The organism is [Clostridium] celerecrescens 18A (assembly GCF_002797975.1).
GTDB lineage: Bacteria > Bacillota > Clostridia > Lachnospirales > Lachnospiraceae > Lacrimispora > Lacrimispora celerecrescens.
This window is the reverse complement of record NZ_PGET01000001.1, coordinates 4,408,177-4,430,250: the sequence shown is the minus strand read 5'-3', so window position 1 is coordinate 4,430,250 and position 22,074 is coordinate 4,408,177. Positions and strand designations below refer to the sequence as shown.

The 22,074-nt window shown below is 44.6% G+C and carries 17 protein-coding genes; 9 read left to right on the top strand and 8 right to left on the bottom strand.

Translation table 11 applies throughout. The features are described from left to right. Positions 1-9 precede the first annotated feature (9 nt). The 4 genes from H171_RS20045 to H171_RS20030 form a co-directional block, all read right to left on the bottom strand. Positions 10-1,536, bottom strand: a complete 1,527-nt coding sequence (locus H171_RS20045; protein ID WP_100306705.1) for a glycoside hydrolase family 43 protein — start codon at positions 1,534-1,536, stop codon at positions 10-12. Positions 1,537-1,572: 36 nt separating this feature from the next. After that, positions 1,573-2,412 carry a carbohydrate ABC transporter permease gene (locus H171_RS20040; RefSeq protein ID WP_100306704.1) on the bottom strand — a complete coding sequence of 280 codons (840 nt, stop codon included), beginning with the start codon at positions 2,410-2,412 and terminating at the stop codon, positions 1,573-1,575. A 14-nt stretch (positions 2,413-2,426) separates the two neighbouring features. Next, positions 2,427-3,338, bottom strand: a complete 912-nt coding sequence (locus H171_RS20035) for a carbohydrate ABC transporter permease (protein WP_100306703.1) — start codon at positions 3,336-3,338, stop codon at positions 2,427-2,429. Between the two features lie 74 nt (positions 3,339-3,412). Continuing rightward, entirely contained in the window at positions 3,413-4,774 is a 1,362-nt protein-coding gene (locus H171_RS20030) for an ABC transporter substrate-binding protein (RefSeq protein ID WP_100306702.1), read from the bottom strand. 247 nt (positions 4,775-5,021) lie between these two features. Here H171_RS20030 and H171_RS20025 point away from each other — a divergent pair, with 247 nt between their 5' ends. Together H171_RS20025 and H171_RS20020 are read left to right on the top strand one after the other, a co-directional pair. Beyond that, on the top strand, positions 5,022-5,771 hold the full coding sequence (locus H171_RS20025) for a response regulator transcription factor (protein ID WP_100306701.1): 750 nt from the start codon (positions 5,022-5,024) through the stop codon (positions 5,769-5,771). Between the two features lies 1 nt (position 5,772). Beyond that, positions 5,773-7,524, top strand: a complete 1,752-nt coding sequence (locus H171_RS20020) for a sensor histidine kinase (protein WP_100306700.1) — start codon at positions 5,773-5,775, stop codon at positions 7,522-7,524. Between the two features lie 124 nt (positions 7,525-7,648). Here the strand turns inward: H171_RS20020 and H171_RS20015 are convergent, their stop codons facing one another. The 4 genes from H171_RS20015 to H171_RS20000 form a co-directional block, all read right to left on the bottom strand. Next, on the bottom strand, positions 7,649-9,841 hold the full coding sequence (locus H171_RS20015; RefSeq protein ID WP_242977019.1) for an alpha-galactosidase: 2,193 nt from the start codon (positions 9,839-9,841) through the stop codon (positions 7,649-7,651). 93 nt (positions 9,842-9,934) lie between these two features. After that, the gene (locus tag H171_RS20010; protein WP_100306698.1) at positions 9,935-10,756 is read right to left on the bottom strand and encodes a carbohydrate ABC transporter permease; all 822 of its coding nucleotides are present in this window, start codon (positions 10,754-10,756) and stop codon (positions 9,935-9,937) included. Beyond that, complete coding sequence (locus H171_RS20005) at positions 10,756-11,628, bottom strand: carbohydrate ABC transporter permease (RefSeq protein WP_100306697.1); 873 nt, start codon at positions 11,626-11,628, stop codon at positions 10,756-10,758. The genes H171_RS20010 and H171_RS20005 overlap by 1 nt, the downstream gene beginning before the upstream one ends. Positions 11,629-11,630: 2 nt before the next feature. Then, the gene (locus H171_RS20000; protein ID WP_100306696.1) at positions 11,631-12,959 is read right to left on the bottom strand and encodes an ABC transporter substrate-binding protein; all 1,329 of its coding nucleotides are present in this window, start codon (positions 12,957-12,959) and stop codon (positions 11,631-11,633) included. A 187-nt stretch (positions 12,960-13,146) separates the two neighbouring features. On the opposite strand from H171_RS20000, the gene H171_RS19995 reads away from it, so the two are divergent. The 7 genes from H171_RS19995 to H171_RS19965 all read left to right on the top strand — a co-directional run bounded on the left by H171_RS19995 (position 13,147) and on the right by H171_RS19965 (position 22,069). Beyond that, positions 13,147-14,907 carry a sensor histidine kinase gene (locus H171_RS19995; RefSeq protein ID WP_100306695.1) on the top strand — a complete coding sequence of 587 codons (1,761 nt, stop codon included), beginning with the start codon at positions 13,147-13,149 and terminating at the stop codon, positions 14,905-14,907. Next, positions 14,904-16,328: a response regulator transcription factor gene (locus tag H171_RS19990; protein WP_100306694.1), complete on the top strand. Its 1,425-nt coding sequence runs from the start codon at positions 14,904-14,906 to the stop codon at positions 16,326-16,328. Before H171_RS19995 ends, H171_RS19990 begins: the two co-directional genes overlap by 4 nt. A gap of 149 nt (positions 16,329-16,477) precedes the next feature. After that, entirely contained in the window at positions 16,478-17,089 is a 612-nt protein-coding gene (locus H171_RS19985) for a TetR/AcrR family transcriptional regulator (protein WP_100306693.1), read from the top strand. After that, positions 17,089-19,569, top strand: coding sequence for a phosphoenolpyruvate synthase (locus H171_RS19980; protein WP_100306692.1), 2,481 nt, complete (start codon positions 17,089-17,091; stop codon positions 19,567-19,569). Before H171_RS19985 ends, H171_RS19980 begins: the two co-directional genes overlap by 1 nt. 16 nt (positions 19,570-19,585) lie before the next feature. Next, positions 19,586-20,458 carry an ABC transporter ATP-binding protein gene (locus H171_RS19975; RefSeq protein WP_100306691.1) on the top strand — a complete coding sequence of 291 codons (873 nt, stop codon included), beginning with the start codon at positions 19,586-19,588 and terminating at the stop codon, positions 20,456-20,458. 10 nt (positions 20,459-20,468) lie between these two features. After that, positions 20,469-21,266, top strand: coding sequence for an ABC transporter permease subunit (locus H171_RS19970; protein ID WP_157803194.1), 798 nt, complete (start codon positions 20,469-20,471; stop codon positions 21,264-21,266). Positions 21,267-21,268: 2 nt separating this feature from the next. After that, positions 21,269-22,069, top strand: coding sequence for an ABC transporter permease subunit (locus H171_RS19965; protein WP_100306689.1), 801 nt, complete (start codon positions 21,269-21,271; stop codon positions 22,067-22,069). Positions 22,070-22,074 lie beyond the last annotated feature (5 nt).

Below are 22,074 nucleotides of genomic sequence, written 5' to 3'. Positions count from 1 at the left end.
TATGTTCGCTTAAGTTTCTCCATTTCGGATACTTATATATTTATAATCGCAGGAACCTTCCGACTCTGCATTCTCCCGCGCGCACGCCCACAGACAGGGCTTGGCTCCCGTCCAGGTAGCCCGGCAAAGCTTAAATGAAGGATCTGTCTCCAGAAATTCTTCTCCATCCCAGGAAAAGGAGAAGCGATATGTTTTATTCTCCAATACACGAAGCTTCAACCATATTCTATTTCCATTTCCTTTGAGTTTAAGAACGCATTCCTCGTCAGCTTTTCCTTTGAACATCTTGTCCATAACAATTCCTTTGTAGCATCTTAGTTCTGTTCCAGCCTCCGTCTGATATAATCCCATGTAGGAATAGATGTGCCCTATCATGCCGATTCCCCCGAAATCACCTGTCTTTTCTCCGTGCAATACAAGCTCAGCCGTCATAGTAAAAGACTTGCTCTGTGGTATCTGAGTTAGCGCATTCGGCGCATACCACAAAAGATTATCTCTTGTAGGATGTTTCCGGCAATACAGCCTCAGGCAGCCCGGATTGGCACTAAGAGAATAATTATTGGGATTGGGGTTTGCCTGCCACTGCCATTGGAGCCCAAGTACCTCAGACTCGAACTCATCTGATTGAAGGACTTTATATTCAGGCATGTTCTCCACAGGCATTCGCCACTCTTCCACCGGTTCTCCAATTCCATCACCATCTTTGTCCTGGCCGATAAATGGCCAATCTTTAAGAAAACACATGGGCTCCAGATGTAAAATTCTTCCCAGCTCATTTACATCCTGGAAATGAATAAACCAATCCTTCCCATCAGGAGATGTAATCCAGGCACCTTGATGAGGGCCATTAACTTTAGAATTACCCTGCCGCATGACAATCCTGTATTCATAGGGGCCCCAAATATCCCTGGATCTCAGACATGACTGCCAGCCGTTTTCCACACCTCCTGAGGGCATTAATATGTAATAATATCCATTCTTTTTATACAGCTTCGGTCCCTCTGTTGTTGGCGCTATCTGTTCCCCGTCAAAAATCATCTGAGGTTCTCCTATCAGATACCTGCAGTCCGCATTAATCTCTACCAGCATCAGACGATGTTTGATTCCAGCCCTGCTGCCTGCATACGCAAACACCATATAGGCTTTCCCAGCCTCATCCCAATACGGACAGGGGTCTATCCAGCCCTTTCTCTCACAAAGCATATTTAATTGAAATTCACCATAAGGATTATCGCTTCTGGCAACCAGGATACCCTCATCCACCAATGGAATAAATACGATAAATATTCCTTCATGAAAACGGATGGAGGGAGCCCACGTTCCTGAACCATGGGACGGTTCCTTATATTTTTCAAAAGGAAGCGCTTTTACACAGTAATTAATGATCTCCCAGTGTACCAAATCTTTAGAGTGAAGAAGCGGAACTCCCGGAACATAGGAAAATGAGGATGCTACCATATAATAATCGCTGCCGACTTGGATCACATCCGGGTCGGAATAATCCGCATATAATACTGGATTTCTATAAGTCTTCATGATTCCTCCATTGTTACGTTCAACTATTTACTATCACTACCCCTTCATACCCGTTGTGGCAATCCCTTCCACGAAATATTTCTGCGCTGCAAAAAATAATATGATCAGTGGTATTACTGAGACCAAAGCCATAGACATAACCTGATTCCATTTGATATTAGAAGTTACATCAATACTGACTCTCAGCGCCAGAGATAACGGGAATTTAGCCACAGTATTAATATAGATATTAGTATTAAAGAAATCATTCCAGGTCCACAAAAACTGGAACAGCCCTGCAGAAAAGAGTGCAGGTTTTAAAAGAGGCAGCAAAATTCTGATAAAACACTGAAACGGTCCGCAGCCATCAATATAAGCGGATTCATCTAAGTCTCTGGGAAGCCCCCTTAAGAACTGTACCATCATAAAGACAAAGAATGGATAGCAGCCTACGGCCGCTGGGGCAAAAAATGTCATGTAGGAATCCAGCCAGCCAAGCTTATTAAACAGTGCATATCTCGGTATAATGATTACTGCATTGGGAAGCATCAGAGTAGCTATCAGTATCATGAAAAGAAACTGGTTTCCAGGGAAATCAAATCTTGCAAAGCCATAGGCCACCAGTGAACATGACACCAGAGTCAGCAGGGTGGTAGGGATAACCAAGGCGAAGGTGTTGATAAAATATTTTGCATAGGTATAGGTACCCGTTGTTTTCCAGCCCTTAATAAAGGCCTCCGGGCTCCAGCTCTCTGGAAGCAGAGCCAGGCTTCCGAATATTTCATTATTGGATTTAAAGCAAGCGAAAAACATCCAGATTACCGGAAACAGCATTACAATACCAAATATTCCCAGAAGTACATATGTAATTCCATTGTTAATTTTTTTGTGTTTCATTCGGTCTCTCCTCCCTAATTATCGTAATAGACCCATTTTTTTGATGTCACAAACAGGATCAGGGTCATAATCATAATGATGATAAACAAAATCCAGGATGTGGCACAGGCATAACCCATCTTAAAATACTTAAATGCATCCGTATATAGTTTCATGCCCAACACGTAGGTGGCCTTATTAGGCCCGCCATTTGTCACTACAAAGGCTGATGTAAAATTCTGTAGAGCTGTAATGAGCTGCATAATAATATTGAAAAATGCGATGGAGGTAATCATCGGTAACGTTATCTTAAAAAAGATCCTGATCTTTGTGGCTCCATCTATCCTGGCCGCTTCATAAAGCTCCCTCGGCACCTGCTTTAAGGCAGATAAAAACAGTACCATGGAAGAGCCAAACTGCCAGATCTCCAGCATACAGATGGTAACCACCGCCATACTGGGATTTCCCATCCATTTTACAGGCGGTATATGTACGACACCCAACAGACTGTTGATAAAGCCGTCGTTCATGAAAAGCACCTTCCACAAGATCGCCACAGCTACAGAACCGCTTAATAGAGAAGGAATATAATACACAGTTCTCATAAAGTTGATCCCTTTCAATTCCCTGTTTAGGATCATGGCGATAATCAAAGCCAGAATTACCTTTCCAGGAACTGTAATAAAGGTATATTTTAAGGTAACTGTCAGGGAATTCCAAAACTCCTTATCCTTTGTAAATAGCTTGATATAGTTATCTAAACCTATGAAGGCAGGCTTATCAAAGATATCATAATCCGTAAAGGAATAGATCAGAGAACTAATAAAGGGGTACATCTGAAATAACAGGAATCCAAAAATCCAGATGCATACATACATAAAACCAATCTTGTTTCTCTTGGTCCATTGGCCGCTTTTGGGCTTTGTTTTGACCTTACCATTAACCATTTATTTATTCCTCCCGCCTTTTAAAAGGGCTGCCGCAAAATGAAAGTTCATTTCCGGCAGCCCATTACGTACTCTTATTTTAAACCGCTTAAGTAATCATTGATCAAATCAATCGCATTATCGGCAGCATCTTCCGGTGTACTCTGTCCATAAGCAACACTTTCAATCATATCTTCCTGAATGGCATAAACTTCCGCACTGGTAGTATACCCCTTGTCACTCTTGCCATTTAACCCTGCTGCCAGATCTACTGCACTTACAACAACTGGATTTAACAGTTTCTTATCTGCACAAAGGTTTCTTGCTGTAGAGGTCGGCGGTACACTTCTGACGTCTTTTAATGTCGCCTGAGCTTCCGGATTGTTGTAGAAATAATCCAGAAATCTCACTGCTTCCTCCGCATGCTTGGAGTTCTTGTTTACTGTCATGTACTGGGGTGTATCTGCAAAGAATCCGTCATTAACCCTATCTGCAGATAAGGGCATCTGCACCACCGTACATTTGTTATCTGGAATGGCATCCATCAGCAGATTGATACTGGAAGAAGGACCATAAGCAAATACAAATTTCCCGTCCATCCACATAGGATTGGTATGAATCTGCCCCTTAAAGGTTGCACTGTCTTCTGCAGGCTCGAAAACACCGACCTCATAGCAGTCTTTAATATATTGAAGCACTTCTACCAGCTGTTCTCTTGTAAAGCTCATCTTCTTTTCGCCATCAATAATAAAGGGCTGTCCTGTCAGCTGACGAAGATATGGTCTTAACACATATTCACACAAAATTCTGGTATCCGTATTCATATAAAAATACTCAGGGTTCTGTTCATGAAGCTTTTTCCCGTCTTCCAGCATTGATTCCCAGGTAATCTGCCTGCTTAAATCAATTCCGCAGGTTTTAGCTGCATCTTCATTGGCCACGGTGGCTAGACAGGACATCCCGGTGGGGATGGCCAGAAGCTTGCCGTCAAAGGTTCCGAACTGGCCGATGAATGACTTTTCAAAACCTGAGGTATCAAATAAATCAGGGTAATCATTAAAGTTTACGAAGAAATCGCCCCTGGATATAAAGTCAGGGAGAGAGTCCACGTTCTGCTGCATGATATCCGGTGCGGTTCCGTTGGCCAGCATGGTGGATACCTTATCAATATAACCCTGGTCGGAATTCATCTCTGCCTCAATCTTTATTTCCGGATGAAGCTTCTGATATTGTTCAATCACTGCCAATGTCGCCTCATTTCTGGCGTCACCGCCCCACCACATGAAGCGGAGTGTTATCTGTTCTGCAGATGATTTTCCTGCCGTTGTCTGATCCGCTGCGTTTTCTGTCTCCACTCCGGAAGACGTGGCTGCCGGTTTATTCGTGCAGCCTGTCAAGGCGGTTGCTGCCATTATTCCTGTTAGAAGCAGGCATGTCAGTTTCGTTACTTTTTTCATAATCTTTACCTCCGTTTGCTTTTAACTGAATCATTAACTATGATTATTGTAACTGAAGTTTTATAAAATAGTAAGAAACTTACACGATAGAATCGTATCATTTTCTACTAATTTTCCGGACAGAGTATCATTATGAACTAAATTTCTTCATTTTCAACGATCCGACCAATTCCTTAAAAATAAAAGATGCTTTTTTATTTTTTTTCTTTATAATAAAATTAGATCTTTAGTGAAGGGAGTGTTCATAATGTATCAAGTGATCATCATTGATGATGAAGCCAAGATCCGCAGCGGCCTCTTAAACCTGTTTCCCTGGAACCAACTGGGCTTTGAAGTAGCCGGCTGCTTCGCCAATGGCAAGGAAGCCTATGAATTCATACTGGGAAATCATGTCGATCTGATTCTTTCCGACATCCGGATGCCTATTATGGATGGACTGGAACTGTCAGAAAAACTTTCTTCAAAGAGGAAGGTCCGGATTATTTTTTTCAGTGGATACCAGGATTTCGACTATGTCAGACGGGCTCTGCGCAGCGGTGCCATTGACTATCTTTTAAAGCCAGTCAAATACGAAGATCTGGTTGATTGCCTTACAAAAATCAGGGAAAATCTCAATATTGAAAATCATCGTTCTCCTGCACCGGAAGAAGAGAATTTGAGCTATTATGAAAAGCTTATCAGCATGGTTAAGAATTATCTGGATACGAATTACCAGAATGCCACGCTGGAACAAGCAGCCAGACTTGTGGAATTAAGCCCCAATTATTTATCGAAGGTCATGAAGGAGCACTCCAATATAAGCTTTTCCAATTATCTGCTTAAGACTCGTATGGATAATGCAGCCAGAATGCTGAAAGATATTGGTTATAAACAATATGAGATCGCCTACCGGGTGGGGTATGACAATCCAAAGAATTTCTCAAGGGCTTTTCATCAGTATTTCCATATGACGCCATCGCAGTACCGGCAGAATCACTGCCCCCCTCACGGAGAATGACATGAGAAAACGAAATTTTATTAAACGATTCTTATATTATACAGGCATCATCACGCTTCCCATCATTACCGTTTTTATGATTTTTCTCGCTGCCATTGTGTATGGAAAGCAAAAGGATATAGAAGCCGAAGCCATCAAGTCAGCCCAGGCCGTCAGAGACAGCTATTCCCTTGTTCTTGACAGCGCTGCTACTCAATATGATATGCTGGTCCGAAATCCCAGGATGTCCATTTCGCTGCGCAATTTTATATCTCATAAGCAGCTTGGTTACATGGATGTGATCCTCACTAACAGTATTTTCTCCAATTTTGCTTCTCTGACCAGTAATGCTTCTTATATCTCCTCGGTATATTATTATCTGGATGGATATGATTCCATCCTTACCTCTTATACCGGAGGTATTGCCCAGTTGTCACAATTTTCTGACTTAAACTGGATGGAATCCTATAAAACCTCAGACAAAAGCGAGTGGATTGAGAAACGGAATATGACCTTATATTCCTACAGCCGGCCTACCCCTGTTCTGACTTATTACAGAAAGCTCAGCATGTTCCAGGGCGTCATCCTGGTCAATATCTATGAAGAGCAGTTAAAGCAGCTTCTCAATTCTGGCTCTAATCTGGATCAGTTTTTTATCATTGACTCACAGGGCAATTTTCTTTTACAAGGAAACGGGAACATGCCGGAACTAGGCGACCACGACAGGGAGGCCATCGTATCTATGGTAATGGCTTCTTCTGACCAGCCCTACCAGGACTGGATATCTTTTAACCACCAGAACTATTATGTCAGAATCATACCGGCCGATTGCGGTACCTATATCGCCGCATGCACCAGCAAGTCTAATTACTATCTGGCGCTGTACACGCTGCTTTTCCAATTACTTATGGTTCTGGCAGTGGTGATTTGCACAATGGTCTGGATTGCTTATACCATTACCAAGAAAAACTTTCAGCAGATCGATTACTTTGTTACTGTATTCTCCGATGCAGAACGCGGTACCTACAATCAGGAGAAGCCAAGCTTTATCAAGGATGAATATGATATTATTTTGAATAATATCGTCCGGCTATTTGTTCATCAGACGTTCCTAAAAAATCAGCTGACATTAAAGAAGCAGGAACAAAAGCTGGCGGAAATGGCTGCTCTACAGCTTCAAATCAATCCACATTTTCTCTTTAACACTTTGCAGACACTGGATTTTAAGGCCATTGAATTTACCGGTGAACCTACGTCTCTGAACAACATCATTGAAGCACTCTCCGATATTCTCAAATATTCGCTTCAAAATACCACCTCCATGGTAACCATCAGAGATGAGGTTGAATATCTGAAGAAATATGACAGTATCCAGAGATACCGATATGAGGATAAATACATCCTGTACTACGATTATGACAAGGCAGTGGAATCATACCCCATCATGAGGCTTATCCTGCAGCCACTTATTGAAAACAGCCTGTATCATGGCATCAAGCCCCTTCCAGGTTCAGGCTTTATCAAACTCAAAATAGCTGAGAAAAATCTATGGCTTACCATTACCGTAATAGATACAGGTGTTGGCATGAGCAAAGAAGAAGTGGCTGCCCTCAAGGAAAAAATCAATCTTCCCAGTCAGGAAAACATCGGCCTGACCAATGTTAACAGCCGCCTGGTAATGCAATATGGAAACACTTCTCAATTAAAAATACTTAGTAAAAAAAATATGGGAACCTGTATATCATTCAAAATCCCGCAATACCGGAAAAATTAAATTATTATTACAAGAATTAATGTAAATAGGATCGAAGAGAGGAACAACATCTAATGCGTTCCCTGTCTCCGATCCTATCTTTCCATATCTCTCTATAAGTAGGTAAAACCAGTCAGAAATTTCCTTACCGTGCCAGCAAGGTGAACACCCTGGCTTCATTGTCCGCCTTAATAACCGGCATAGGCAGTCCCGCGTACATCAGTGCTGCTCCGGAAAGCTTAATACCAAGCTCCAGAATCTCATATACAGTCTGTTCCTCAAGCCCCCGTAGCTTTAAGTAGATAATTCCCTTATTCGCCCCGGAAACCCTCTGCACATATCCTACGACCGCCTCTTTCTTATCTTTGGAGACCGACATAAACGCCCCATACTCCCGCTCTTTTTCCGGGTTGGTCAGCCGGTAATAGTCTCCATGGGCGGACACAAGTCCGTGTTCCTGATAGTATTTTACCTGCCTGCGGACCGCTTCCTGTTCTTCCTCTGATATTTCATTTAGATCAAGCTCATACCCAAAGGTCCCAAAATAGGCAAGAGCCGCTCGTGTGTCAATGGAAACCGTTCTTCCGGTCTGCTGGTTGGGGCACTCCGAAACATGGGAGCCCATAGCAAAAGGCGGATAAATCATGGAAGTTCCGTACTGAATATGAATCCTTTCTACCGCATCCGTATCATCGGAGCACCAGATCTGGGGCATGTAGTAAAGAACCCCCATATCAAACCTTCCTCCGCCTCCGCTGCAGCCTTCAAACCGCACGTTTGGAAACGCCTTTGTCATCTTATCCATCAGCTTATAAAGACCCAGCACATACTTATGGCAAACCTCTCCCTGCCTGTGGGCCGGAAGAGCCCCAGAATAACGGTCCGTCATGCTCCGGTTCATATCCCACTTGATGTAATCAATCTGTGCATCCTTAAATTCCTCATAAAGTTGATGAAAGATAGCCTCCACCACTTCATCCCTGCTGAAATCAAGGATCAGCTGATATCTCTGGCGGGTAGGTTTTCTTCCCGGAATCATGATACACCAGTCGGGATGCTCCTCATAAAGCCTGGAATCCTCATTGACCATTTCCGGTTCGATCCAGATGCCGAACTTTAACCCCATATTATGAATTCTTGCAGAGAATCCAGGTATTCCGCTTGGCAGCTTACTTAAGTTGCACTGCCAGTCCCCAAGGCCCCTGTATTCATCGGTCCTTCTTCCAAACCAGCCGTCATCCATGACAAACATTTCAACGCCCAGTTCCTTAGCCTTTCCGGCAATATTCACCAGCATTTCTTCGTCAAAATCAATCATGGTTGCCTCCCAGTTGTTGATGAGAACCGGACACCTCTCATTGACAAACTGACCGGGAATCAGATGATGCTTCACTGTCCGGTGGAAATTGTGGCTCATTTTGGACAGGCCCTGGGAACTATAGGTCATGACTGCTTCCGGTGTTTCAAATACACTGCCTTTTGATAACTCCCAGTAGAAAGTTTCCGGGTTGATGCCTGCCACCAGTCTGGTCTGTTTAAAATCGTTGACCTCTGTGGTGATTGCAAAGTTACCGCTGTAAACCAGGGCAACTCCGTAGCAATCCCCCCCAGCCTCTGTTGCTTCAGGGCTGCAGAGGATGGCCGAAGGGTTCTGATAATGGCTGGAGATGCCTCTGGCGCTGTCCACTGTGATCTTCCCGTGTCTCACAGAAGTTCTCTCAGCGCACCGCTCATGGCCCCAGCTTCCATAGAAACTGATGATATCCATCTGATCCGTAGGGAAAGAAATACAGGTGGAATGAGCTGTATTTACAAACATGGTCTTATCTCCCGCATTTTGAATCCTGGCACATCTAGTAATGATGTCATACTCTTCAAGAATGCCGTAAACAAGAGTCACCTCCACCTGGGTATAAGGGTCCCTCATCAAAACCTCCAGAGTCTGCCAAGTGCCGCCATTATCCCGTAAGGATGGCATCTCTTGTAAGCGGTATTTTCCATCTGATACCTTATGTGATACATACCTTAAATCAATGCAGTTGGAGCCATCCCCGTTAATCACGCTGACTGCAGAAACACGGAAGTCTGAAACTCCAAACCCCGGATATTCCTGCTCCAGCACATCAAGGCAGAGGGTCCTGTCCTTTTCCGACTCATAGGGATTGGCTTCAAACCCATGGCGGATTCTCACCGGAAGATAATCCGCTGCATCAGATATCCTTTTTCCATAGTACAGATGCTCTAAAAATCCATATTCCGCCACCCGGAACTGGTAGCTTGTATTCTTTGTATTTAATAAGAATACCTTCTTATCATCAATATATCGTACACTCATCATGAACCTCAATCTTTCAATAAATTTTAGAAAAAAAGCGGAAGTCTCATCCGATTCCCGCTTTTCTTATCTGAACCATATTTAGTTAATATCCAATTACTTGATCGCGCTGTCCACCATGCCCTGGATAAAGTATTTCTGTAAAAACAGGAATACTGCAACCATGGGAAGGATTCCAATAAAGGCAGCCGCCGCCGCTCCATTGACATTGGCCGAGTCTGCGGAAAAGAAGCCTGCAATGGCCAGTGTGATAGTCTTAATCCTGGGGGACTGGAGTAAGTATAAGGCAAACTGGTAATTATTCCAGCAGTTCACACCGGTGATGATGATAACAGAAGCTGTTACCGGCTTCAGCTGAGGCATAATGATCCTGAAAAATGTCTGGAACGGTCCGCAGCCGTCGATTGCCGCCGCTTCCTCAAGGGCAACCGGAATGCTGGTAATAAAGCTGGAAAACAAAAAGATGCTGGTGGGAAGCTGGAAGGTGATCAGGGTAACGATCATGCCCCAGTAGGAATTAATACCCTGAATTTTTGCCATAAAAGAATACAGAGGAACCAAAATACTTAAGGGTGGAATCATCATGACACCCATAATAAACCCTTTCACCAGATTATTAAGCCTGCTCTTATTTCTTGCAAGAGGATAAGCCGCCATAGCTCCCACAACCACAATGAACAGAATTGCCATGCCGCTGATGATCACCGTATTTTTAAGGGCCAGTAGCATCCCTCCCCGTTCCAGTGCGGTGTAAATGTTTTTTAAGTAAAGGTATCCCGGAAAGGCCCACCTGGAGGAATGGTCATAAGGGGATTTAAACGCAATGGCGACCACCATATAAATGGGTACAAAGTGGACTGCAATGATGATGAGAGCCAGTATGTACTTCCAGGCATTGGAAACTCTTGATCCTTTCATTACGCATCCACCTCCTTCTTGTCAAAATACCCCATGACCACATTGCTGATGATCATAATCAGCAGAAATGAAAAAATGCCGATTGCAGAAGCATATCCTGCGGACTGAGCGGAAAAATACTGGTTGGTAACCAGAGTGGACAGGGAGTGGGTGCTGAATCCCGGCCCGCCGCTTGTAAGCGCCATAACCAGGTCAAAAAGCTTTAATCCTCCAATCAGGTTTAAAATAGTAGAGGAAGAAATGGCCGGCATCAGCAGGGGAATGGTAATGTGCTTAAAACGTTCCCAGAAGGTAGCTCCGTCGATCATGGCTGCCTCATAATACATGTTGGGAACATTCTGAAGGCCTGCCAGGTAAATGACCATGGCCACTCCCACAAACTGCAGGGAATTCACTAAAACGATGATCCAGATGGCTGTTCCTGAATGGACCAGTAAATCCACCGGCTCCATGTGGAGGGCGGTCAGAATGTCATTGACCGCACCTCCGTCATACTGAAAGAAGAAATACATGATATAACCCATAATCAGCGGAGCAATCATAACCGGCATATAGATAATCGTTCTGACAAGGGAACGTCCCTTAAATTTTGTATTTAAAAATAAAGCGTAGCCAAGACCCAGTATGTTTTGGATCACGGTACTCATAACACCGTAAATAAGTGTATTGACCAGTGCTGTCTTTACATTTGCATCCTGAAACAATCTGGCATAATTTTTAAATCCAACATATTTCATGGTCTGGGAATATCCATTCCAGTTGGTAAAGGAAAGCCGGATACCCTGGGCAAAAGGATAAATTACAAAAACCAGAAACAGTGTCACTGCCGGAATATAAAAAAGATTGATTGCTGATTTTTTTTGAATCTTCATGTTTACTCCTGTGCTTTCTTTTCCTCATAGCTTGTCTTCATCTGATCCACTGCGACGGTAAGGGAATCTGCCTGTCCCGAAACAATGGCTGCACCTGTTACGCAGAGGTCGTTCCACATACCGCTTGGCAGATATTTTCTGTCAAAATACGGAATATTTAAAATGGAACTGTCATTTGCATATTTATCATAGTAAGGAGCCAGTCTTCCCGTATCACTTACCACATTGTCAAGTCCGGAAGGCATACCGCATTTGGTTGCAAGGTAAGAACAAATGTCTTCCCGGGCAAGGAATTCCATAAACTGTTTTACTTCCTCCGGATGCTTTGTGGTCTTTGACATGCCCACTGCAAAGTGCTCCCCTGTCATCAGGGACTGTTTTAACCCCTCTTCTCTTGCAGGAAGAGGCATAAAGCCCATTTTTGTATCCTGGTTCTGAACGTAGGTTTCTGTGATTCCGCTGGCAGCGGTGAACATGAAAGCTGCCTTATCGGCCGCAAGAGCCTTAATGCCAGTCATGAAATCTGCTGTAACTGCATCTGTATTGAAATATCCCTTCTGTCTCCAGGAATCAATCTGATTTACAACCGTATTCCACTTGCTCCAATCAAAGCTGCCGTCTAAAAGGGCAGACTGATTGGCCTCATCCTCGTTTGTGATCAAAGTTGGTGCCACGAAATCCATCATATTTCCCATGGTGTAGCTGTCTTTTCCGCCAAGCTGAATTGGGGTAAGTCCTGCTGCCTTGATCTTCTCACAGGCTGCCTCAAAATCAGCCCAGGTTTTGATGTCATCCACATTCACACCGGCTTCTTCCAGAACATTTTCATTGTAGATCATTCCGGTTAAATCCATGTCAATGGGTAAGGTATAAAGGTTTCCTTCTCCGTTAGTGATCTGCTCCTTAATGCTTGGGGCAATGTGAGATGCAAATTCAAAATCATTCAAAGGAGATAAGTATTCTGCATATCTTGCAACTGCCCAGCCATGGGTTGTCCACACATCAGGAAGCTGGTTGGAAGCCATTCTGGTCTTCATGATATCAGAAAAATTACTCCCAGGCATGACCGCCTCCACACCGATTCCTGTTTCCTCTGTAAACTGCTTGCAAACATCCTGAATGGCATCGCTGACAGACTCACCATTTAAGTTATATAAAAATTCAATGGTAACACCTGTGGAAGCTACTGCATTCCCTTTTGATTCTGTCTCTTTTACTGCTTGTGCAGCTGTGGTCGTGGTTGTCTCCGCAGGCTCTTCAGGTGCCTTGGAGCAGCCTGACATGCTGACTGCAATGAAACCTGCCATCGCGGCAAGTGCTAACTTCTTCATAAATATTCTCCCTTACATTCCTATTAGTTTTTAGCCGGCTATTTTGTATCCTTAGTTTATCATAGTCCTTTGGAATCCGTAAGATACTCAAATCTACACTTTCAGGCTCATTTCCATCATTTTCCCCATGGGGGATTGAAAATCATTGATAATATGGATACAATATAGGCCCAGGAGGTGACTCAACATGAAAAAACGCCAAAGCTTTCAAAACCGGTTTTTGGCCCTGTTTCTCATCAGTATTGTTATGCCTATCATCATCATGGCCACCATACTTGCCTTTTACTTTCAAAAAAGGATATACAGGGACAATGAAAAGTACTTTTCAACCTCCCTTTACTCTATTTCAACCAATTTAAGCACCTATGTATCCGACTTAAAAAGGCTGGCTCTTACCCCTTATATTTATGATGATATTCTGAACTTTTTTGCAGCTGTTGAAAATGGAAAATATACAAAGGACGGTTCCTCAGATTACCGGATCGAGCGCCACCGGCAAAATTATACCACTTCCATGCAGCGTATTTTAAATACCGCCAGGGAGGATATTCTGGCAGTATCTTTCATGCCTGTAAACCCGGACAACCATATCATCGTCACTGCAACAAAAACCAGTGATCTTATCAATACCACAGACTACCCTTACCAGCTGGAGCCCTGGTATCAGCAGGTTTTACATTCAGCGGACCCTTATTATTTTATGGTTTCAGAACCTCCCCCTTATATCCGTGCTGAGACAACGGTCATCTCCGCCCTTCATACGGTCCGCAACGTGTACACCAAACGGAAGCTGGGCGTCATACGGATCGATGCCTCCGACAAAATCATTAAGGATATTTTCAGCAGTGTAAGCTTAAGCGAAAATTCAGGCTTTGTGATTGCAGGTCAGGACGGAACTCCTGTTTACCAGGTTGGAAAGGTGGAAAAATGTGTCCTTGAAACGCTTTCTTCCCCGAAACATAAAATCCAGACAGACTCTGATACGTACCTTCTGTATAAAAGTGATATTTCAGGAATGCCCTGGCAGCTTATTTTTGTCTCTTCCCAAAAGGATATTTTTAAGCAGGTATCCATTGTGTGGAGCCTGGCTGCTGTTTTAAGCCTTTCCTCCATTCTGGCTGCATTCTCCATTTTCCGCTCCAACTCAAAAAAGACTGCCCTTGCTTTAAATTCCATTTTAAATACCATGAAAAAGGTGGCACGGGGAGATTTGGAGGCATCTGTCCCTGACACAGACCTTTTGCAGAACGATTCCTTTAACACGGAAGAATTGTCCCTGATTGCGGAGAATCTAAATGAGATGATCCAGAAGCTGGAGCTTTACATTGACCGGTCCTATAAATATGAGATTGACCGGCAGGAGGCAGAATACCGGGCTCTTCAAAGCCAGATCAACCCCCATTTTCTCTACAATACCTTAAACTGCTTTCTCACCATGAACCGGATCGGGATGAAAAAAGAGCTGGAGGACAGCATTATCCAGCTCACCCGAATATTCCGCTATACCTGCAGCGATGCAAAGCTGACCACGGTTGAAGAAGAATTTGAATTCTGCATCCAATACTGCAATCTCCTTAAAATACGCTATGATGAACGGCTGACCTTTATAAGCTCCATGGAAGAAGAGGCGAAGAACATTTCCATTCCAAGGCTCCTCATACAGCCTCTTGTGGAGAATGCCTTAAAGCATGGAATGGACGGGGACGGTATTTCCATTATTATCTCTATCTCCGCCTCCATTGAGGACCATACCCTGATCCTGGAAGAAAAAAATAACGGAATTCCCATTCATATTAAGGAAGTATACTCCGATGGAAAGGTTGGTATAAGAAATGTGGAAAACCGGGTAAAAATCTTTCATCCCCGTGCATCCTTTGAAATAAATCTGGCTGGAGACATTACTTCCATGACAATCAAAATACCTTTGGAAGGAGGAATTTCTTTATGAAAATTTATTTAGCTGATGATGAACGCCTGATCCGGCTGGGATTAAAAAGCATGATTGAGGAGCTTTATCCCAACGTACACCGGTTTTTTGAAGTGGAAAACGGAGAAAAGCTTTTAGAACAGCTGGAAAAGGAGACGCCGGACCTGATATTCCTGGATATCCATATGCCAATGCTCACCGGACTGCAGGCACTTTCCCGGTTTCATGAGCAGCAGATCCCTGTGGTCATGCTGACCGGATATGCCGAGTTTTCCTATGCACAGGAAGCTTTAAGACTGGGGGCCATTGACTATCTTTTAAAACCGGCCAGTCTTGACGAGGTCCGGGCTACCATGGAAAAAGCAGCTTCTCTTTTTGGAGAGCGGGAGCTTTTACTGAAAAAGGATTATGAACTGGAATTTGAAAAAATTCTCGACCTCTACACATCCATCCGGTTTTTACAGACTCCAAGTTATGTTCTCCCCCCTTACACGGCTGTTCTGTTTTATGTTGACCATTACCATAAGGAAACCTTTAAAAACGATTTGGATGAGCTAAATGCCTTGCTCTCTTCCATCTCCTCCCGCCACGGTGCCAGGTTTACATTGACATTTCTTCCTACAGGGGAAATCTGTTATCTTACCAGTACAGCGATTCCCCCTAAGGAGTTTAAGAAAGATCTGATCCGGTTTCATCAGACCAGCGGATGTGTTGCAACCGGATTTCACATTTCAGCCGGTGATCTTTCTCAGCTGTTTGCACAGTTTAAAGCAGTTCAAAAGATGGAGAGCCTGCGCTTTTGCGTTGGCCTTGGGTCGGTTTTATCAGAGAAAGAACGTCTGGCGTTTTCCCCTCTTCTCCCTTTTTCAGATTTGATGGAGAAGCTTTTGATCGCCCGCCAGACTGATGATATGATAGGTTTTCAGAATCTACTCCACACACTTTCCCTTTTTCCTCATGAAAAAGAGGTCTTTGAACTTTGTGATGATTCCTTAAACCGCATTCTTACCATGGAATCCGGAACAGCCGCCGGTATTGACTCCGTCAGCCGGCTCGTAGACTTTTTTAAGCAGATGACTTCCCAAAACCAGAGCATTGACTTAATTGATAGAATCAACGTTTATATTGAGGAGCATTATATGGACCAGATCGGGATCAATACCATTGCAGATATGATTGATATATCACCCAACTACTTAAGCAAAATCTATAAGATGAAAACCGGTGAAAAGTTTGTTGACCACTTGACCGGGGTCCGAATAAAAAAGGCAATGGAACTTATATCAGGGGGACATACTGCCACGGTACGGGATACGGCTGAACGAGTGGGATATTTCAGCACCAGGTATTTTACCAAAGTTTTCTTAAAAAGTACGGGAATCTCACCTTCCGAATATTTAAAGAGCCATATGCTGAGCGAAGGGAAGCCCACTTATCCGTAAGAGAACTGTTATTTATACATCCACCATATGGATGCTGTTGCAAAAAATTCAAAAAAAGATAAATTTACTTATATTGACCGAATCGGTTTATGGTGCTATAATCAAGCCATGAACCGATTCGGTCAAAACTAATTCAGAAGGTGGGAACAATGGAAAAATTTAAAGAACTCTCAGAAGAAAGGCAGCAACCCATTATTGAGGCGGCATTAAAGTGTTTTGGAAAGCATGGATACAAAAAGGCCTCCATGGGTGATATTGCCCAAAACAGCGGCGTGTCCAAGCCAATGCTGTTCCATTATTTCGGCACAAAAAGAGATCTGTACCTGTACCTGTCGGAATATGTGAGAACTGTTATGCTTGACGCTTATAAACGCAGTGAAATCAATTCATATGATGATCTGTTTGAACGCATTATTACGGCTTCCAGAATGAAAATGGGCATACTGGAAAGGTACCCTAATATATTGAAATTTATTATCAGCATGTTTGATGAAACCGATGATGCAGTTACGGATATAACAAAAAAAATCATGCCCGAATCCCAGCGTTTTTCCTATGACCTGGTGTTAAAAAAGGATGATGCTGTTAAATTCAAGGAAGGCGTGAATATTGATGAAGTCATGCGCCTGATGTTTCTAATGGCCGAAGGATATGCCCACGAAATGTCCGATGAGCGGTGCAGCCTTGGGGAAATAACAGAAGAAATGGAAAGAATCATGAACATGCTGAAAAGCAATCTGTATAAGGAGGAATACCTGTGATGTATATACTGAAAATCCTTGATAAAGAAGCCGCTTCCCTTAAGGTATCAGGAGGAAAAGGCGCCAGTCTTGCAAGGCTGATCCAGCGGTTCCCGGAAAGCGTGCCGGGAGGCTTTATTATTACAACAGAATTTTTTAAAGCATATATCCTTCCTGCTGTAAACCATGCCCGGGACGATGCAAAATCCGCAGTTTCCGGGCTGACCCTGCCCTCCGAAGCCAGGGAACTGATACGATCCGCCTATGACGGCCTGGGGGATAACCTTTCCGTTGCAGTCCGTTCCTCTGCCACAGCCGAGGATCTGCCGGATGCTTCCTTTGCCGGCCAGCAGGACACTTATTTAAACGTCTCCGGTTTTGAAGCCGTAATAAAAGCGGTGATCAGCTGCTTTGCATCCCTGTATAACCAGCGGGCAGTTTCTTACCGGGCAAAAAACGGGTTTGATGAAAGCGAAGTTCAAATGGCCGTAGTCGTTCAAAAAATGGTAGATGCAAAGGCGGCAGGGGTCATGTTTACCGCCGATCCCATAACCTCAGACCGTTTTACAACTGCCATTGAAGCGGTGGAAGGCCTTGGAGAAGAGCTGGTGTCCGGACGCAAGATCCCGGTTACATGGACTGTCAAGAGCGGCATCGTAAAGAAAAGAAGCGGCCCAGAGCCATGTCTGACCGAAACCCAGGTAACCGCCCTTTCTGCCATGGGAAAAAAGATCGAAAAGGAATTCGGCAGTCCCCAGGACATAGAATGGTGCTTTGACGGGAAGAGGTTCTACATTGTACAGTCCCGGGCAATCACCACCCTTTTCCCCTGCCCCTCCTCATCCGACGGCTTTAAGCGCTGTTATATCTCCGTCGGACACTTACAGATGATGACCGATACCATGCTGCCCCTCGGCATGTCCCTTTGGAAATTGATGTCAAAAACCGTGAAGATCACGGAAATCGGCGGGCGGCCTTATATGGAGATCACTCATAACTTAAACAGCCCCGTCGGCAAAGCTCTGGTACGGCAAAAACTGTCCAATTCCGATGAGCTGATGAACAACGCATTCAATCAGGTCCTGGGAAGAAAGGAATATTTAAAATCCATTCCAAAAGGCCAGAAAAGCGACTTTGCCATTCCAAGGGATGTGGGCAAATGCATCACTGCCGGATTCAGAATCTACCGGAAAAACGATCCTGCCATCATTGACGGTTACAACCGCCGCATGGAGGCAGCAGTCCAAAAGACAAAAAAGGGACTTGACCGTCTGACCGGCAAAGCGGTGATCGATTATATTGTTAGCGACACGGATAATCTGATGAAAAGCCTGTTTGACCCGGATGGTTTAGGGCCTCTTATGGTCGCCTTCTACCTCACAAAGTCCATTGATAAAGCAGGAAAGCTCCTCCTTGGACGGGACAATATAAGCGTTGATGTGTCAAAATCCATAAAGGGGAATATCACCTCAGAAATGGGATTTTACGTCAGCCGCATTGCAGACACTGCAAGAAATTACCCGGAGGCTGTAAAATACCTTGAAACAGCAGGGGATTCCTTTTCCGTTGACGAATTGAGGAAACTGCAGGGTGGTGAGGGAGCTGCAAAGGCCTTTGAAGAATTTTTCTCACGGTTCGGAATGCGCTGCCCCGGGGAAATTGACATCACAAAGCCCCGGTTTGCAGAGGCACCGGAAAAGATCCTTCCCACCGTGCTGGCCGACATAAGGCTCCCGGAAGGCCATGCGGAGCAAAAGCTCCTTCAGGGGAAGAAAGAAAGCGATGAAGCAGTAAAAACCATGGTTCTGGCTGCCAAAAAGAAATGGGGAGCAGGGAAAGCAAAGAAGCTGGCAAAGCAGCTTTCCTTTTACCGGAATTTCTTAGGACTGCGGGAATCCCCGAAATATTACTGGATGAAACGGTACTGGGAATACAGGCAGGCGATCATCCGGGAATCTGAAAAGCTTGTGAGGGAAGGCAGGCTGAGAAAGGCAGAAGATGTGTTCTATTTAAGCCTACCGGAGCTGGCCGCCTTATTTGCCGGAGAACAGGAACCTGATTATTGGAAAATTGATAGACTGCGGGCGGATTATGAAAAGTACGCCTCTTTAACACCGCCCCGCCTCATCTTCTCTGACGGAGAAGTGGTGGAAGGGGAATACAAACGAAAGGTTCCAGGCGGGGCACTGCCGGGGCTTGCCGTATCAGGCGGCGTGGCAGAGGGCCGGGCCAGGGTCATCCTGGACATTAAGGAAGCAGACAGAATAGAAAAGGGTGACATCCTGGTGACTAAATTCACCGACCCAAGCTGGACACCTGCCTTTATCTCTGTGAGCGGACTTGTCACAGAGGTTGGCGGAATGGCCACCCACGGTGCAGTCATCACAAGGGAATACGGCCTGCCTGCAGTAGTGGGCGTGACCGATGCCACAAAGCACATTAAGGATGGGGACCGGATCCGTGTAAACGGCAATATGGGGTATATTGAGTTTTTGGAATGAGAAAGGAGACTCATCAGTGAACGCAATTCATATTAAAAACCTTACCAAAAGCTATGGGGATCACAGAGGCATTGAAGATGTAAGCTTCTCCGTAGAAGAAGGAGAGATCTTCGGCTTTATCGGGCCAAATGGAGCCGGTAAATCCACTACCATCCGCACCCTTCTGGCACTGATCCATCCCACCTCCGGAAGCGCGGAGATCTTTGGCAGGGACTGCATCAAACAGGCTGCTGAAATCGCAAAGGATGTGGGATATCTGCCCGGAGAATCCTCCTATTATGACAATATGACGGTCCGGGAGCTGGTAACGTACGCAGCGGATTTGTACGGCATAAAGAACGATGGAAGAATAAAAGAGCTTTCCAGGCGCCTGGGTCTGGACTTATCCCGTAAAATTTCCGACTTGTCTCTGGGCAACAAAAAGAAAGCAGGGATCCTGTGCGCACTGCTCCACTCTCCCAGACTCATTATATTAGATGAACCCACCAGCGGCTTAGACCCGCTGATCCAGCAGGAGTTTTTTACAATTTTAAAAGAAGAAAACGAACGTGGCGCGACGATCTTCTTTTCTTCCCACGTTCTGTCGGAGGTACAGAAAGTCTGCGACCGGGTGGCCATTTTAAAAGAAGGAAAGATGATAGGCGTACAGAAAATCAGCGAACTTCGGGCCAACAGCCATAAAAAAATCAGTGTTACGGCAGAGGAACTACCGTCAGGCTATTTTGACCTTACTGGAGTTACCAATTATCATCAGGAAGGCCATACTGCCTCATTCATGTTTATGGGGAATATGGGAGAGATTCTGACAAAGCTGTCTGCCTTAAAGGTCCACGACCTGTTTATCGAGGAACCGGCGCTGGAAGAAATTTTCATGCACTATTACAGGTGAGGTGATGGGGATGACCGTATTTAAGTATGAACTGAAACAGTTAAAGAAAAATATCATCATCTGGTCTCTGTCTATGGGCGTGCTGATCTATCTCATGCTGCCCACGTACCTTGGCTTTATCTCAGGGACAGATGCCATGATGGTTGAGGCCATTAAAAACAATCCGATGTTTGAAGCCTTAGGACTCAGCGCCGCCTTTGTCATGACTCCCCTTGGCATGTTCAGCTTTTTAAACAGCTTTGCCATGACAGCGGCGGCAATCCATGGAATGAGCATTGCCTTTTCTTCCCACACAAAGGAATATTTGAACAAATCAGCAGAATTTCTGCTGACAAAGCCCCTTTCCAGGCGCAGGGTCTTCTTTAGCAAGCTTCTTGCCTGTACGACAGACAGCCTGATTGTGGGAGCCGCCTATATCACAGGAGCAGCACTCGCTCTTCTGACCGTTAAAGGCATTTCCGTTGATTGGAGGGCTTTTTTTCTCATAGGAGGATCCCTTGTGCTTCTGGAGCTGATGTTTGTGACTTTCGGAACAGCTGCAGGGACGTTTTTCCCCAATGTGCGGACGCCTGTTCTCGTATCCTCCTGCATCATGTTTGCCTTCTTTTGCTTAAGCTCCATGTCAAAGAAGATCCAGGAACCGGTACTGGGCTATCTCACCCCCTTTGGCTTCTTTGACCCCGTCAGAATCGCTGAAGCCGGATTTTACCAGTGGAATTATGTGGTGTGGTATGTGATCCTGAGCGGGGGGCTGCTGTTTGTCAGCTGCAGAATATTTCTAAAAAAAGACGTTGTGTTTGGAGGCTGAACATGAAGACGATTTATTTAAAAGAGCTGAAATTGACGAGAAAACTGTTGATTATATGGCTGGTGCTGATTGTAATGCTTACAGGATTTGCAGCAATAGAATTTGTGGTGCTAAAGGATGCAATGGGGGAAATCGCAGAGCTGGCAGATGGCTTCCCAAAAATCATATTGATTTTATTCGGGCTTAATGGAGTGAGAATTGACACTCCCCTGGGGGCCTATCAGTGCATGGTATTCTGGACCGACTTACTTGCCTTCTTTTATGCGGGATTTTCTGGGGTATATGCCGTTTCCAGGGAAGAAAAATTTGGCACAAGCGAGTTCCTGTTCTCAAAGCCTTATAAGCGTTCCGCTATCATTTGGGCGAAAATCGGAGCGGCAGTAACAAATCTTGGGATATTTTCCCTCACGGTGGGGATCATGTCATATTTGTGTATCATTCTTCCCCTGGGTGACAGGAGCATCGTGGGCACGCACTTGATCACAACGATAGGAATATTTATCACGCAAACTGTGCTTTTTTCCATAGGGCTTTTCATTTCGGGCCTTGCGAAAAATTATAAAGCAGCAAGCCTTATTACAATGCTTACGGTCCTGACATTTTACGTAATCAGTTTTGTGCTGGATTATGCCGGTACCATGGACTTCTTAAATGCTCTGACACCGGTGAGTTATTTTGATGTGGTGTCGGTCTCAGAACACGGACTAAACCCTTTCTATATCCTGCTTTCATTCGTGATCATTTTGGTCAGCTGTTTTATGGCAGGCCAGCTTTACACAAAAAAAGATTTGCGCCCTTCGTAAATAGC

Coding starts and splice junctions, on each gene's coding strand:
- H171_RS20045 (WP_100306705.1), bottom strand. CDS start 1,536: ATGAAGACTTATAGAAATCCAGTATTATATGCGGATTATTCCGACCCG.
- H171_RS20040 (WP_100306704.1), bottom strand. CDS start 2,412: ATGAAACACAAAAAAATTAACAATGGAATTACATATGTACTTCTGGGA.
- H171_RS20035 (WP_100306703.1), bottom strand. CDS start 3,338: ATGGTTAATGGTAAGGTCAAAACAAAGCCCAAAAGCGGCCAATGGACC.
- H171_RS20030 (WP_100306702.1), bottom strand. CDS start 4,774: ATGAAAAAAGTAACGAAACTGACATGCCTGCTTCTAACAGGAATAATG.
- H171_RS20025 (WP_100306701.1), top strand. CDS start 5,022: ATGTATCAAGTGATCATCATTGATGATGAAGCCAAGATCCGCAGCGGC.
- H171_RS20020 (WP_100306700.1), top strand. CDS start 5,773: ATGAGAAAACGAAATTTTATTAAACGATTCTTATATTATACAGGCATC.
- H171_RS20015 (WP_242977019.1), bottom strand. CDS start 9,841: ATGATGAGTGTACGATATATTGATGATAAGAAGGTATTCTTATTAAAT.
- H171_RS20010 (WP_100306698.1), bottom strand. CDS start 10,756: ATGAAAGGATCAAGAGTTTCCAATGCCTGGAAGTACATACTGGCTCTC.
- H171_RS20005 (WP_100306697.1), bottom strand. CDS start 11,628: ATGAAGATTCAAAAAAAATCAGCAATCAATCTTTTTTATATTCCGGCA.
- H171_RS20000 (WP_100306696.1), bottom strand. CDS start 12,959: ATGAAGAAGTTAGCACTTGCCGCGATGGCAGGTTTCATTGCAGTCAGC.
- H171_RS19995 (WP_100306695.1), top strand. CDS start 13,147: ATGAAAAAACGCCAAAGCTTTCAAAACCGGTTTTTGGCCCTGTTTCTC.
- H171_RS19990 (WP_100306694.1), top strand. CDS start 14,904: ATGAAAATTTATTTAGCTGATGATGAACGCCTGATCCGGCTGGGATTA.
- H171_RS19985 (WP_100306693.1), top strand. CDS start 16,478: ATGGAAAAATTTAAAGAACTCTCAGAAGAAAGGCAGCAACCCATTATT.
- H171_RS19980 (WP_100306692.1), top strand. CDS start 17,089: ATGTATATACTGAAAATCCTTGATAAAGAAGCCGCTTCCCTTAAGGTA.
- H171_RS19970 (WP_157803194.1), top strand. CDS start 20,469: ATGACCGTATTTAAGTATGAACTGAAACAGTTAAAGAAAAATATCATC.
- H171_RS19965 (WP_100306689.1), top strand. CDS start 21,269: ATGAAGACGATTTATTTAAAAGAGCTGAAATTGACGAGAAAACTGTTG.